Here is a 15,172-nt window from a genome sequence, read left to right as displayed (position 1 = left end):
GTGCTAAGATTAAAGCGGCTCTGCAATGTTTGCAGGGCCGCTGTTGTTTATTAAATAGAAAATTTTGAGGTAATCATGCTTCCTGTTGTTGCGCTTGTAGGGCGTCCTAATGTTGGAAAATCAACTTTGTTTAACCGCTTAACGCGTAGTCGTGATGCATTAGTTGCTGACTATCCAGGCTTAACGCGAGATAGACAGTACGGTCAAGCAGAGGTTGAAGAGCACCCTTTCATTGTTATTGATACGGGTGGTATTCACGGCAATGAAGAAGGCATTGATGCTTTAATGGCTGAGCAATCTTTAATGGCTATTGAAGAAGCAGATGCGGTGTTATTTATGGTAGATGCCCGTGCTGGTTTAACATCAGCTGATCAAGGTATTGCTGATTACCTGCGAAAACAGAATAAAAAAGTCTTTCTTGTTGCCAATAAAATAGATGGTATTGACGCTGATTCAGCGGTTGCTGAATTTTATCAATTAGCACTAGGAGAGGTGCATCAGATTGCCGCTGCTCATGGTCGTGGAGTGACACAGTTATTAACGCTGGCATTAACACCTCATATTGAAGCGCTAGGTGAAACTCAAAATGACGATGACAATGAACCGTTATCTGAGGAAGCATTAATTGATCAAGCACCCGATGAAAACGACACGATAAAGTTAGCGATTATTGGCAAACCGAATGTTGGTAAATCAACATTAACGAACCGTATTTTAGGCGAAGAACGGGTGGTGGTTTATGATATGCCCGGCACAACCCGAGATAGCGTTTATATTCCCATGGAACGCAACGGCAGAGAGTACACCCTAATTGATACAGCGGGTATTCGTCGTCGTAAAAATGTGACAGATGTTGTTGAAAAATACTCCGTGATCAAAACACTTCGAGCCATTGAAGATGCAAATGTATGTTTGCTCGTGATTGATGCCCAAGAAGGTATTTCTGATCAAGATTTAAGTTTGCTTGGTTTTATTCTTGAGGCTGGGCGTTCATTAGTGGTGGCGGTAAACAAATGGGATGGACTCGATGAGAGCGTTAAAGATCGTATTCATAAAGAATTAGATCGTCGCCTCGGCTTTATTGATTTTGCACGTATTCATTTTATTTCTGCGCTGCATGGAACCGGTGTTGGGCATTTATATGAATCAGTTGAAGAAGCATTTGTGTCTGCAACGAAACGTATTTCGACGTCAATGGTGACAAAAGTATTAGATATGGCAGTGTTTGATCATCAACCACCTATGCATAATGGTCGCCGTATCCGATTAAAATATGCGCATGCCGGTGGTTACAATCCACCCATCATCGTGATACATGGTAATCAGGCGAAATTTTTACCGCAATCTTATAAACGTTATTTAATGAATTATTATCGTAAATCATTAAAAATTATGGGAACGCCGATAAAAATTGAGTTTAGAGAAACATCGAACCCGTTTGCTGGTAAGAAAAAGCTTTCTTACAGTGAACAAAAGAAGTTAGCGCGTAAAACACAAGGCTACAAAACGTCAGAGTAACAATATAGCGTGATAAATTAATAATATTTCTGTGTGCTAATACGTTGCATTACAACGTATTTTTAGCTAATTTTATAACTATTATTTATCACGACTATAAAAACATGCCTTCGTCGCCAACCAAAATAGAAACGGTAGATCGGCTTAATCGCAATTTAGGCTTACTACTTGCCGGCTCTTTAGTTACGATTGATATTGCCACGCCGGCCGGTCAAAAAGGTAAATTTAGAACAACGTTCATCGGCTATTTACCTAAAAAATACGTGCTCGTTCAATTTCCTGATAAAAATAAACTCGGCAGTTTTAGCCAGTTTTTAACGCAAGGTGTTGCAGTTACTGTGCGAGGATTGATTGAAGGGCACGAAGGCTCAGTTGCTGCATTTGTGAGTACGGTGAAACAAACATTACAAATACCCTCTAAAATTATGGTGTTAGATTTTCCGCGTTCATTAAGTGTTCAAAGTTTACGTAAATCTATTCGAATTGACACCGATATTGTTTCTAAAGTGTTCGTCGAAGGTCAATATTGGCAAGGGTTGATCACTGATCTTTCGCTATCAGGTTGCCAAATACTGATTAAAAATGGTGAAAAGCTTAATATGACCAAAGATAAATCTATCAGTGTGATCATAGAAAACTTTCAAGATCTTAATAATTTAAAACTACCAGGTACTATGTGCACCATTAAACCTGTACTTAATGGCGTTTCCATTGGCGTAAAATTTAATGAAAATGCGCGTGAGTTAGTGATAAAGTTACTTCATCATGTCATCACGCTAGAAGTTTAGTTGTCTTCAACGGAAGTGACTGTCGCAGCAAAGGTACCGTCAGACAGTTGTACTTCAACACTCTTACCAATATCAACTTGCTTTACAGACTTAACAATCCCCATTGTCGTTCGTGTCACGCTGTAGCCTCTTGCTATGGTTGCTAATGGGCTTACTAATTGTAATTGTTCAATGCATTTAACAAATTTTTGCTGTTTACGTTGATGACTAAAGTTTATCGCCTTAATTAAACGTGTTTGCAATGATTCTGAATGCTGCTGTTGTCTGATGATATTTTGTTGAATAGGCAACTGTGCAAATCGCTGATTAACCAATTTACTCGGTAAAGAAAGCCGTGCTAACTGGTTAAGTTGTGCGGTAGTTAATCTGTTTGCGAGTTCATCTGCTCGTTGTTGTTGCGTGACAATGTGTTGTTCAGGGTGAACACGATTTAGCCTGTGTGTTAGGTTTGTTAGTTGCTGATACCATTTTTCAGTGGTGATTGATAATTGTCGAATTAATCGTTGCTTCAATTGTAGGGCTTTATCGAGCGTATCAGCGGTATTCTTTGACGCTATTTCTGCAGCTGCAGAAGGAGTAGCCGCTCTAACATCGGCGACATAGTCAGCTAATGTAGTGTCAATTTCATGGCCTACAGCACTAATGATTGGTATTTTGCTTTGGTAAATGGCTTCTACGACGATTTCTTCGTTAAACGACCATAAATCTTCCAGAGAGCCGCCACCGCGACCAACAATGAGTGCATCGCATTCTCTTCGAAGATTCGCTTGTTCAATAGCAGCTGCAATATCATGCTTTGCGTCTTTACCTTGTACCAATGCAGGGTAAATAATAACGTGGGTTTGCGGGCTTCTGCGTTGTAATACCGATAGAATATCTTTAATCGCTGCACCTGTTGGTGATGTTACTACACCAATCGTATTAATATGATCTGGTAATGCTTGTTTGTTGTGCGTTGAAAAATAGCCTTGAGCATTTAACGTCACTTTTAATTTTTCAAATTGCTGTTGGAGTAAACCGTCACCAGCATCATCCATTTGATCGATGATTAATTGAAAGTCACCGCGAGGTTCATATAGTGAAACACGAGCACGTACAAGAACTTGTTGGCCATTTATCGGCTTCATACGTACTTTATTATTGTTGCCTTTAAACATGGCACATCTTACTTGTGCTTTACTGTCTTTTAACGATAAATACCAGTGGCCAGAGGCAGCAGCAACAAAATTTGATATTTCGCCTGTCAGCCATACGGTACTCATTTCACTTTCTAAAAGGTACTTTACTTTCTTCGTCAGTTCGCTAATTTTTAAAATATACTGTTGGCTCATAAGGAAACAAAATTAGGATAAGGATCATTTATGCCAGCCATTATAAGTTTTTCTGTAAAATAGTAAAAATTAAGTTTACCTGACAGGCGAAAACGGTTAAAATTCTGCCGCAATATTTCCTCCCTAGCCACTTTAATTAGAGAGATGTTGCGATGCTACGAATTGCTCAAGAAGCACTAACTTTTGATGATGTTCTACTTGTACCTGCCCACTCAACGGTACTGCCTCATACGGCCGAATTGAAAACCAAATTAACCCGAAAAATTGAATTAAATGTACCTATGGTTTCTGCATCGATGGATACAGTGACCGAAGCGCGTCTAGCGATTACGTTAGCGCAAGAAGGGGGGCTAGGTTTTATTCATAAAAATATGACCATCGCTGAGCAAGCTAAAAACGTTTCTACTGTGAAAAAGTTTGAAAGCGGGATAGTAACTGATCCTGTTACAGTTAGCCCAACTGCTTCTATTGAATCTGTGATGATGTTAGCTGATGAACTTGGCTTTTCTGGTTTTCCTGTTGTGGATGACGCTAATAACCTTGTTGGTATTGTAACCGGTCGTGACTTACGTTTTGAAACGGACCTATCAAAGCCAGTATCGGCGTTAATGACTGAAAAAGAACGGCTAGTAACGGTAAAAGAAGGTGCTAAGCGAGAAGAGATTTTAGGCTTAATGCATGAGCATCGCATTGAAAAAACCTTAATGGTTGATGATGCATTTAAATTAACAGGTCTTATTACTGTTAAAGATTATCAAAAAGCTGAAAGTAAGCCGAATGCATGTAAAGACGCATTAGGTCGTTTGCGTGTTGGCGCTGCAGTAGGCGTTGGTGCAGGTACTGATGAACGTATTGATGCATTAGTTGCTGCGGGTGTTGATGTGTTATTGATTGATACTTCACATGGACATTCTCAAGGCGTACTTGATCGCGTAAAAGAAACCCGTGATAAATACCCTGATTTACAAATTGTTGCTGGTAACGTGGCAACAGGCGAAGGTGCAAAAGCGTTAGTTGATGCTGGAGTTGATGCCGTCAAAGTAGGGATTGGCCCAGGTTCAATTTGTACAACACGCATTGTTACCGGTGTAGGTGTACCGCAATTAACAGCAATATCCAATGCTGTAGATGCTATTAAAGGAACTGGTGTACCTGTGATTGCTGATGGCGGAATTCGCTTTTCGGGTGATATTGCAAAAGCATTAGTTGCAGGTGCGCATTGTGTCATGGTTGGTAGTATGTTCGCTGGTACTGAAGAGTCACCAGGCGAGGTAGAACTTTACCAAGGGCGTTATTACAAATCTTATCGCGGTATGGGATCTTTAGGCGCTATGTCGCAAAAAGAAGGATCAAGTGACCGTTATTTTCAAAAATCTGATGGAGAAGCTGATAAATTAGTACCAGAAGGTATTGAAGGGCGGGTTGCTTATAAAGGCCCAGTTTCAGCGATTATTCATCAGCAAATGGGGGGCTTACGCTCTTCAATGGGGCTTACAGGTTCAGCTACAATAGAAGAAATGCGTACTAAACCTCAATTTATGAAAATAACAGCTGCAGGCATGGGTGAATCTCATGTGCATGATGTTGCCATCACTAAAGAAGCGCCTAATTATAGAATGGGCTAATGTGCATACGTTTAATCGCTTTAGTGTTTTAGTAAAACATTAATGCATTAAATGTTGTTAGTTATTTTACAGGCTGATTTTTTAAATCAGCCTGTTACTTTTAAACTTATAAAAGGTTTTGATATGACCAAAGATATCCATGATTCACGAATACTTATTCTAGATTTTGGCTCGCAATATACTCAATTAATCGCACGACGTGTACGTGAAATCGGTGTGTATTGTGAGTTATGGGCGTGGGATGTAACTGAAGAACAAATCAAAGAGTTTAATCCAAGTGGTATCATTTTAGCTGGTGGCCCTGAATCTGTTACTGAACTAGACTCACCAAGAGCACCTAAATATGTATTTAACGCAGGAGTGCCACTATTTGGTATCTGTTATGGCATGCAAACCATGGCTGAACAGTTAGGTGGTGGCGTTCATGGTTCAGAGCATAAAGAATTTGGCTATGCAGCAGTGGAAGTTATTGCAGAGTCTCGCTTGTTTACCAATATTGAAGATCGTATTGCAGATAACGGCAAAGCATTATTAGATGTGTGGATGAGTCACGGAGATAAAGTTTCGGCGATTCCACCAGGTTTTAAAACGCTTGCGCAAACACCAAGTTGTAAATTTGCAGCGATGGCTAACGAAGAAAAGCAATTCTATGGCGTACAATTTCACCCTGAAGTTACCCATACCAAGCAAGGTATGCGTATTTTAGAACATTTCATTGTTGATATTTGTGGCTGTGAAAAACTTTGGACGCCAAGTTCAATTATTGAAGATGCAATAGACAAAATTAAAGAACAAGTGGGTGATGACGAGGTGATTCTCGGCCTTTCTGGTGGCGTTGATTCATCAGTGGTTGCGATGCTAATTCACCGGGCTATTGGTGATAAACTAACGTGTGTTTTTGTAGATAATGGCTTGCTTCGTCTGAACGAAGGGCAACAAGTGATGGATATGTTTGGTGATCACTTTGGGCTAAACATTTTACATATTAATGCTGAAGATCGATTTTTAAACCGATTAAAAGGTGAAGCAGACCCTGAAGCTAAACGTAAAATTATTGGCAATGTATTTATTGATGTTTTCGATGAAGAAGCAAGTAAACTTGCTAATGCTAAGTGGTTAGCACAAGGCACTATTTATCCTGATGTCATTGAATCTGCAGCGTCAAAAACCGGTAAAGCGCATGTGATCAAGTCTCACCACAATGTGGGGGGCTTACCAGAAGACATGGAATTAGGGTTAGTTGAGCCATTACGAGAACTTTTTAAAGATGAAGTGCGTAAAATTGGTTTAGAATTAGGACTACCTTACGACATGCTTTATCGTCATCCGTTCCCTGGCCCAGGTTTAGGTGTGCGTATACTTGGTGAAGTGAAAAAAGAATATGCTGATTTACTTCGTCGTGCGGATGCCATTTTCATCGAAGAATTACATAAACATGATTTATACAACAAGGTAAGCCAAGCATTTACGGTATTCTTACCGGTTCGTTCAGTTGGTGTTATGGGCGATGGTCGTAAATATGATTGGGTGGTAAGTTTGCGCGCCGTTGAAACAATTGATTTTATGACTGCACACTGGGCACATTTACCATACGACTTCTTAGGATTAGTGTCTAACCGCATTATTAATGAAATTGATGGTATATCACGTGTCGTTTACGATATTTCAGGAAAACCACCAGCCACGATTGAGTGGGAATAACACTTAGTAACGCTTAAGTTGTAGAAAAAAACCAGTGATAGTTCACTGGTTTTTTGTTTAAATAGTGTTCAGCGGTATGTTTAACATCATTTTGTAAAAAGGAAATTTAGTCATGAAAAATCTAATAGCTTGCTTAACATTAACACTATTTAGCTTACCTGCTATTGCATCTTCTAGTTACCCTAAAGAGTGCAAAACGTTCACGCCAAAAGTAGCACCTTTGGGGTCCCCAATAATGCCCAAATACCCAGAAAAGGCATTGAAATCAGGTGTTGAAGGTTGTGTATTATTAACATTTGCTGTTACTACTTATGGCAGTGTAAAGGATGTATCAGTTGTTCATGAATTCCCTAAAGGAAAAGGTTTTGCCGAACAGGCTAAAAAAGCAATGTCACGTACCAAATATAAGCCTTTAGTTAAAAATGGCGAACCGCAAGTACAAGAAAATGTACAATATCAGTTCTCATTTCGTGATGGCGTTGTTCATAAATCCGAGTAAATGTTAAGCTGAGTATGCTATTTATTTATGATTATTCAAGCGCTTCCTAAGCATGCAGATGCAATAGCATCTATTTATAATCATTATATAAAACATACTATGGTTACCTTTGAAACTGAGCCGGTAAGTGCTGAGGATATGACTTGCCGCATGCGAGATTGCGCTAAAGCGGAGCTTCCTTGGTTCGTTGCTATTGAGAATGAGCAAGTGATTGGGTATGCGTACGCGAGCAAATGGAAGGGGCGTTGTGCATACCAGTACTCAGTGGAAGCAACTGTCTATCTATCTCCTTCTGTTGTTAGTAAAGGATGGGGAACAAAATTATATCAAAGTTTATTGTCGCAATTAGCGGGTAAAAATTTGCATGCAGTTATCTGCGGTATTGCATTACCTAATAAAGCGAGTGTTGCTTTGCATGAAAAATTAGGGATGGAAAAAGTAGCGCATTTTAAACAGGTTGGCCGTAAGTTTGATCAATGGATAGACGTAGGTTATTGGCAACGACTACTAAATCATGAAGATGAGATGCATTAAGTCAGGTTAAAAATAGGGCATAACAAAAACTCACATTTATTGACAAAGCAACAACAGTTCACCGCAAGAATAAAACACTCACACTGCGTAAACTTCTTGGCATATTTCACTTTATGACCAAACTACCATGGACAAAAAATTACCTATTAACCTTTTCACCGTAGGTATTTGCTTGCAATTACCCTTGTTATCCATTGCTGAGGAACTAAGTCAGCAAGTCACTAATGACGCTATCGAAAAAATAGAAGTCAAAGGTAGAAGAAATCAACCTAATACACAACTCAGTGCGGAGACTGAAAAACTATTAGCGATAGCAGGAATAGCGCATGACCCGCTTAATTCAGTGTATAGCTTACCAGGGGTTGTCTATGCGGGCGGTGACGACGGTGGTGAGCCTGCCGTTAGAGGGTCTTCGCCCGATGATAATGCATTTTATATTGATGACTTACCTGCGGGGTATATTTTTCATTTATTTGGCGATAGCATTTTTAATGAAAATGTCGTTCGCGACTTTACACTGCACCCCGCAGCATTTAATAGCCAATACGGTAATGCGACGGGTGGTGTTTTTGATGTGCAATTACGTGATCCTAAACAGCAAGATATTGAAACGATTGTTGATCTAAGTTTTTTAAAAACAGGGGTCATGGTTGAAGGTGGCGTAACGGAAGATCAAGCCTTTTATTTTTCTTATCGCCGCAGTTTAATGCATTTATTCTTACCCGAGGGTGACGAAGAAGATGGCTATACTATCTTTAAAGCACCAGTCAGTGACGATTATCAAGGTAAATATCAATGGTTAGTTGGCAGTGACCACAAGGTGACTTTTACTGTCAATGGTGCCAGTGACGTTGGTGGCATTAATATTTCTGCTGCATCTGAACAAGGTCGGGTTGATCCAGATTCTATTGGTGATTTAAAGCTGAAAACGCGTTTTGATAGCCAAGGCATCTCTTGGCAGTACTTTGGTGATGGCGGTAAAATTATGCAATTAGTTTTTGGTCATAATCAGGAAAAAATTGAAGAATTTTATGGCGAAGGCCAGTTTATTGATATTGATAAAGAACAGTATGATTTAAGGTTTCAGTATCAACTTGAATGGTTTAAAAATCATACGTTAATACTTGGCAGTGACCTACAACACAAGGTGTTTAATTATCGTTTTGATGCGATCCCCTATTACTGCACTGATCATGATCAAGACTGTGAGAGTAAAAAAGGAGAGAGAATTCAAGATGAAGATAAACTGACTAATAATACTACTGCGTTTTACGTTAATGATAAGTGGTATATCAATCATGCTTGGCAATTGGAGGTAGGGCTTAGAGCTGAACGGAATGATTACACAGAGCAATCATTTTTACATCATCGCTTAGCGCTTAACTGGTTTGCGTCCGATGCAATAACGATTGGATTAAAGCAAGGTTCGTATAGTCGTTTTCCTGATATTGAAACAGTATTAAAAAAGATAGGTAATCCTGCTTTAGATTCGCCTAAAGCTCAACATTATGCCCTCAGCGTTGAATATCAAGTGAATGATCTTTGGCAAAGCTCGATCGAACTCTATTATAAGGATCTTAAAGACTTACCCAGATCTCTCGATGAAGATGATGCCAATGTTGAGTTACACTATAGCAATGACATGTCGGGTAGTGCTAAGGGGATTGAATGGGTACTAAAAAGAGAGTTAGCCGATGATTGGTATGGTTGGGCTTCAATCAGTTGGTCTAAAAGTGATAGAACGGATGACTTTACCAATCGCACAACCGAATATTATTTAGACACCCCTTTGCTAGCTAACGTTGTCGCCAACTATCAATACAATGAGCGTTGGGATTTTGGTGTCAGGTTAACGGTTCGTAGTGGCCAAAAATATACGCCAATTATTGGGCTTAGAGAAAACCCAGACTATCCCACACATTTTTTACCTACTTACGGTGATTTAAACAGTGAAACACTACCGACTTATCATCGCTTAGATTTACAAGCGAATTATAAAACACGTTATTGGGGACACGAAGCACAATGGACATTTGCACTGCTTAATGCGACAAATAGTGATAACTTCTCTGGTTACTATTATGCGCCCGATGGCAACGAAACACTAACGGATTACAACATTGAAGGTGAAGAAGGTATGGGGATGTTTCCTTCTATAGGTCTGAAAATGACGTTCTAGCGACAAGAGGTAGTGTTTGGTAAGTTGAATTATATCTATACAGGCTCATTATTAAAATTAATAGGATTATCCTGAAAGATACAAAATGACTTTTCAGGATAATACAGATGTGAAAGCATGTCATTCGATGCACCATAATAGATTGGTTCTCTTATAAACATGAAGTGCTATGAATTACAGTAATGCTATTAGTAAATTAAATACATCGATTAATTGATAATCTTGAATTTAACAGGAAGATAAGAATTAATGGTTATCACCCCCTATTTACAGTTCTTTATAGATGTCTTTACAAATAAATAGAGAAATAAGAGCGCTTAATATTGCGGACTTTTTAGTTATCACTTAATGTAATGGCGTTAACAATAATAATAAATAGTGAATAGCAGTGATTAATAAAAATAATAAAGGCTTTACTTTAATAGAGTTAGTGGTGGTAATCGTTATTTTAGGTGTGTTAGCAGCGACTGCTGCACCAAAATTTGTTGATTTGTCAAAAGATGCTGATGAAGCAGTTTTTACCAGTATGGCTGCTTCTTTCAAAAGTGGTGTGAACCAAGTACATATAGCTTGGTTGATCCGTGGTAATAACCAAGCAGTGCAAGATTTTATCACTATTTCTGATCCATTAGCTGGTGGCGACTTAAGTGTCAACAGTGCCGGTTACCCCGCTGATACGCGGGGCGTAAGTTTAACATTAAACAGTGAAAATGATTGTTTGGATGTGTGGAGAGCAGTATTAGATTCTCAAGATGCACTAGTTGCAGGAAACGACTCTAGTGATTTTGAAGCAACGTATAATGGTGGTAATTCCTGTACGTATATTTACACTAAAATGCCCAATTTTACCGTAAATTACAATTCAAATACCGGTGATATTGTGATTAATAATTAGGATCTGTTGAACTTTAGCGTTTGTTTTATAATTGTTGTTCGCAATTTACATAAAATAACCATGCGACATTGCTCACGTATTGTACAAAATGTTTAATCACGAAAGATCAACAGATCTAATCCTTTGCTATTTTACAACAAAGGCAATGTTACTTACACTTTTTTACTAAACGTGTACTTTCTTAACACAGACTCATCATAAAGCCGTGCTTATAATTGAATTTCTTTTAACTATGATGAAGATTATTTATGTATAAATATATATTTTTAAGCATGCTTTTTGTGATGATGTCTGGTTGTGCAACACCAGGTGTTGATCGAGCGGAGCAACAAAAACTCATTCAAGAATTTTATGCCTCAGTGGTTGATGTTACACCGGTAACATTATCTTCTAATGTTGGAACAGGTGTATTAGTTGGTGCTGGTGTAGGGATACTGGATGAATCAGATGGTAATAGCGAAGACATGATTGCTGCCGGAATTGCTGGCGCATTAATTGGTGGTTTGTTTACCGCTATTACTGAAGGAAGTGATGAAGCCTTTGAGTACTCTCTATTTAACGCCGAACGCGGAAGTTTTACCCTTATTCAAAAAGAACATCTTATCGATGCGAGATGTGTCAAAGTGAGAGTTGCAGATATTGCAACGATAAACGTTGTTGATAGTGCATTTTGTACCGCCTAGGGTGAGTTGATGGCGAAAGTCATTTTCAGTTCGTCGCACAGTTTTTTGCGAATGTTCATGAGTTGTATACATTGCTTTTAAGCTTAATGTTAAATGGGTTAATGTTTGACAGTTACTTGCTCAAAAGATATGGTTTAATATTACGATATTGTTCGTATTTCTCGTTTCTGTAACGATTAATAGCCACGGAATATACTGTGATAAATAACGATAACAATAATTGAACAAGGATCATGTGAACGATGAAAAAATTAACGTTTGTGCGCTTAGTCGTACTGTTTTCTTTTCTACCATTAAGTATTATCAACGCTCAACCGGTTAAAACATCTGCGTTGTTAAATGAAAGCTCTTCTCAGCCAACAGCCGTTGATTCTTTAAAGAAAAAAGCGGTGAGAATAAACGCTTTAATGAGTGATTATCATGCATTGCGTGAACTAAATGGCAGTGTGCTAGTCGCCAAAAATGGCAAGATTATTTTTGAAAAAGGTTTTGGTAAAGCAAATTTTGAATGGGGGATAAAAAACGATCCCAACACAAAATTTCGTATTGGCTCTTTAACAAAGCAGTTTACTGCAACACTGATTATGCAGTTAGTTGAAAAAGGTTCCGTTGATTTACACGCGCCTATCAGCCAATACTTAACGTATTACCGAAAAGATATTGCTGACAAAGTTACGATACATCAATTACTTAATCATACTTCTGGTATTCCAAGCTATACCAGTAAAGAGAACTTTAGAAATAAAGTCAGTAGAAACCCTTATCAGGTTGAAAGTTTTATTCAGCAGCATTGCAGTGATGATTTAGCATTCGAACCAGGCAGTAAGTTTCAATATAGTAATTCAGGCTACTTTATTTTAGGCGCCATCATAGAAGCCGTAACAGGAGAGACTTTTGCAGAGTCGTTAGATAAGCACATTTTACTGCCATTAAAAATGCATGATACTGGCTACGATAATGGACAAGAAATTTTAACCAATAAAGCGCAAGGTTATGAAAAGCTATTAGAAGGTTATCAGCATGCCGATTATCTTGATATGTCGATCCCTTATGCTGCCGGTTCAATGTATTCAACAACGCGTGATTTATTAAAGTGGGATAATGCCCTTAATGAGGGAACGGTAGTAAGTACACCGATACAAAAGAAGATGTATGAAGATACAAGTGATCGGAATTATGGCTATGGTTGGATGATTGAGCACCTGCCAGCAGAAAAATTCGGCAAAGCAAAGTCTATTGTAAAACACGGCGGTGGTATTAATGGGTTTAATGCTTTTATTACGCGGGTGATTGAAGATAAATATTTAGTGATCATATTAAATAATGCCGGTGGCGCCCCGATGACAGCAATGACGGAAGGTATCCTAAATATTCTCTACGATAAACCGGTTGCACCTGCACAGCAACACCCAATGTATGCACTTTTTCAACAATATAAAAAAGGTGGTATTAAGGCGCTAGAACAGCAGCAAGAGTTACGTAAGCAGCAGGGTGAAAGCATCAGTGAACGTCATCTGAATTCATTAGGTTACTTATTAATTAGCTCGAAACGATTAGGTGATGCTATTAACATATTTACCTTTAATACCCGTATACACCCAACATCTGCAAACGCCTATGACAGCCTTGCTGAGGCGTACTACCTTAATGAACAACACGACAAAGCTATTGAATTTTATCAAACCTCACTGTCATTTGATGCAAGTAATGACAATGCTAAACAGATGATCGAAAAAATATCAGTTTTGTAATAAATATTAAAAGCACAAAGGAGCCAGCAGTGAAAGTATACGGAGACAGTCAATCAGGTAATTGCTATAAAGTGAAGTTGCTGTTATCACTGCTTGCGATTGAGCATCAATGGGTTCATGTTGATATTCTTAGCGGCGAATCTCACACCACCGCTTTTCTCAATAAAAACCCTACGGGTAAAATACCACTATTAGCGCTCGACGATGGGCGCTTTATTGCTGAATCAAATGCAATCATCAATTTTCTAGCGGCGGGAAGTGAACTACTTTCATCAGATCCTTATCAATATGCGAAAATCCAACAATGGCAGTTCTTTGAACAATACAGTCATGAGCCTTATATTGCAGTCGCAAGGTTTATTGCAAAATACCTAGGTTTACCAGCAGACCGTAAAGCAGAGTATCTTGCTAAACAAGAAGGTGGACATAAAGCACTTGCCGTAATGGAACAACAATTATTGCAAAGCTCATTTATAACGGGGGATAAAATCACCACTGCTGACATCGCACTATATGGCTATACGCACGTTGCTGATGAAGGAGGGTTTGATCTCTACAGATATCCCGCTATCATACAGTGGCTTAAACGAATTCAGTCTTTACCTAATTATATTGCGATGTAATTAAAACCAACGGTTAAATAACGTATTTATTACCTTGATATGTTGGCTATCAAACCATGTTTAGTCGCGAATAAACGTTGTTAAACTGAAAGATATGACTGTTTAAACCTTGTTATCTTGATATTTACCTGAACGGAGCTAATAAATACCAATGCGCTTACACCCTATTTTAGTTCAGTTATTCATCTTGAGCTTTCTACTGACTAGCACAGTGTTCGCTCAACAAGCTGAGACCATTGATAAAAAAGTCAATGAGCTAGAACAACCCCTTTATAGCCCGTTTATTGAGCGGTACATGCTTGATGAACTCAAATCATTGCGCCAAGAACAACAAGCATTAAAAGCTGAAATGATCGATAAAGTTGCCAATGCAAAGCTAGAGTCATCTGATCGAGCACTGCGTTATACCGCTGATACTACAAACAACATTTTTTATATCATTACTGCGGCCGCATCTATCTTAGTGTTATTAGGGTGGAAGTCGATTAACGATATCAAAGTACACATGGAGTCAAGTACAACGAAAAGAATAGAAAAGTTGACTTTAGAATATGAGAAACGTCTCAACGCTTTGGAAGATACGATTAAAGAACGTTCTAATCAAATTGTTACTGCACAAAAAGAGTTATCAGATAGTAACTTAGTGCATTCACTTTGGATGCGAGCGGGTTTAGAGAAAAGTGATCAAGAGAAGATGAATATTTATGATCAAATACTTGAGCTAAGCCCCCACGACGTAGAAGCATTAACCTACAAAGCTGACATATTACTTGATATGAACGATGACTCTTGGGCTATATCGTTGGTGAATCAAGCGTTAGAGATTGACAGTGAATATGCCTTTGCCTATTGGCAGCGAGCCTGTGCAAAAGCGAAACTAGAACAAAAAAATGAAGCAATAGAAGACATTAAACAAGCCATTGATTTATCTCCACCTTTAAGAGAAGAATTAATGGGGGAAATGTACTTTGAAAGTTTAAAAGATGACGAAGCGTTTATCGCTTTAGCAGAGCTATAGTAGTTATGTGCTAGTTCGCTATAAATA

13 protein-coding genes are annotated in these 15,172 nt (G+C 38.6%); 12 read left to right on the top strand and 1 reads right to left on the bottom strand.

Features of this window, described 5'->3' with window-relative positions; translation table 11 throughout:
* The first annotated feature begins 75 nt into the window (after positions 1-75).
* Positions 76-1,518, top strand: a complete 1,443-nt coding sequence (gene der, locus BI291_RS11235) for a ribosome biogenesis GTPase Der (protein ID WP_074498856.1) — start codon at positions 76-78, stop codon at positions 1,516-1,518.
* Between the two features lie 104 nt (positions 1,519-1,622).
* A complete protein-coding gene (locus BI291_RS11230) occupies positions 1,623-2,306 on the top strand; it encodes a PilZ domain-containing protein (RefSeq protein ID WP_074498855.1) in 684 nt (227 codons plus the stop codon).
* Here BI291_RS11230 and xseA read toward each other — a convergent pair.
* On the bottom strand, positions 2,303-3,637 hold the full coding sequence (gene xseA, locus BI291_RS11225; RefSeq protein WP_074498854.1) for an exodeoxyribonuclease VII large subunit: 1,335 nt from the start codon (positions 3,635-3,637) through the stop codon (positions 2,303-2,305). The two genes, BI291_RS11230 and xseA, sit on opposite strands and share 4 nt — an antisense overlap.
* A 152-nt stretch (positions 3,638-3,789) precedes the next feature.
* Here xseA and guaB point away from each other — a divergent pair, with 152 nt between their 5' ends.
* The 10 genes from guaB (at position 3,790) to BI291_RS11175 (ending at position 15,145) form a co-directional block, all read left to right on the top strand.
* Positions 3,790-5,262 (top strand): IMP dehydrogenase, encoded by a 1,473-nt coding sequence (guaB, locus tag BI291_RS11220; protein WP_074498853.1) that lies wholly within the window; start codon positions 3,790-3,792, stop codon positions 5,260-5,262.
* A 123-nt stretch (positions 5,263-5,385) separates the two neighbouring features.
* Positions 5,386-6,963: a glutamine-hydrolyzing GMP synthase gene (gene guaA, locus BI291_RS11215; RefSeq protein WP_074498917.1), complete on the top strand. Its 1,578-nt coding sequence runs from the start codon at positions 5,386-5,388 to the stop codon at positions 6,961-6,963.
* A 112-nt stretch (positions 6,964-7,075) separates the two neighbouring features.
* Positions 7,076-7,462 (top strand): energy transducer TonB, encoded by a 387-nt coding sequence (locus BI291_RS11210; RefSeq protein WP_074498852.1) that lies wholly within the window; start codon positions 7,076-7,078, stop codon positions 7,460-7,462.
* A gap of 27 nt (positions 7,463-7,489) precedes the next feature.
* Positions 7,490-7,996, top strand: a complete 507-nt coding sequence (locus tag BI291_RS11205; RefSeq protein ID WP_074498851.1) for an arsinothricin resistance N-acetyltransferase ArsN1 family B — start codon at positions 7,490-7,492, stop codon at positions 7,994-7,996.
* Between the two features lie 127 nt (positions 7,997-8,123).
* On the top strand, positions 8,124-10,175 hold the full coding sequence (locus tag BI291_RS11200; RefSeq protein WP_074498850.1) for a TonB-dependent receptor: 2,052 nt from the start codon (positions 8,124-8,126) through the stop codon (positions 10,173-10,175).
* Positions 10,176-10,563: 388 nt separating this feature from the next.
* Positions 10,564-11,070 (top strand): prepilin-type N-terminal cleavage/methylation domain-containing protein, encoded by a 507-nt coding sequence (locus BI291_RS18690; protein ID WP_286269807.1) that lies wholly within the window; start codon positions 10,564-10,566, stop codon positions 11,068-11,070.
* A gap of 248 nt (positions 11,071-11,318) precedes the next feature.
* Positions 11,319-11,753, top strand: a complete 435-nt coding sequence (locus BI291_RS11190; RefSeq protein WP_074498849.1) for a hypothetical protein — start codon at positions 11,319-11,321, stop codon at positions 11,751-11,753.
* 242 nt (positions 11,754-11,995) lie between these two features.
* Complete coding sequence (locus BI291_RS11185; protein ID WP_083602010.1) at positions 11,996-13,504, top strand: serine hydrolase; 1,509 nt, start codon at positions 11,996-11,998, stop codon at positions 13,502-13,504.
* Positions 13,505-13,533: 29 nt separating this feature from the next.
* Positions 13,534-14,127, top strand: a complete 594-nt coding sequence (locus tag BI291_RS11180; RefSeq protein WP_074498848.1) for a glutathione S-transferase family protein — start codon at positions 13,534-13,536, stop codon at positions 14,125-14,127.
* A gap of 151 nt (positions 14,128-14,278) precedes the next feature.
* On the top strand, positions 14,279-15,145 hold the full coding sequence (locus BI291_RS11175; protein ID WP_074498847.1) for a tetratricopeptide repeat protein: 867 nt from the start codon (positions 14,279-14,281) through the stop codon (positions 15,143-15,145).
* Positions 15,146-15,172: the final 27 nt, after the last annotated feature.

Origin of the sequence: Thalassotalea sp. PP2-459 (genome assembly GCF_001913705.1) — a bacterium.
Taxonomy (GTDB): Bacteria; Pseudomonadota; Gammaproteobacteria; order Enterobacterales; family Alteromonadaceae; genus Thalassotalea_C; species Thalassotalea_C hakodatensis.
This window is presented reverse-complemented; position numbering and strand designations above follow the sequence as displayed.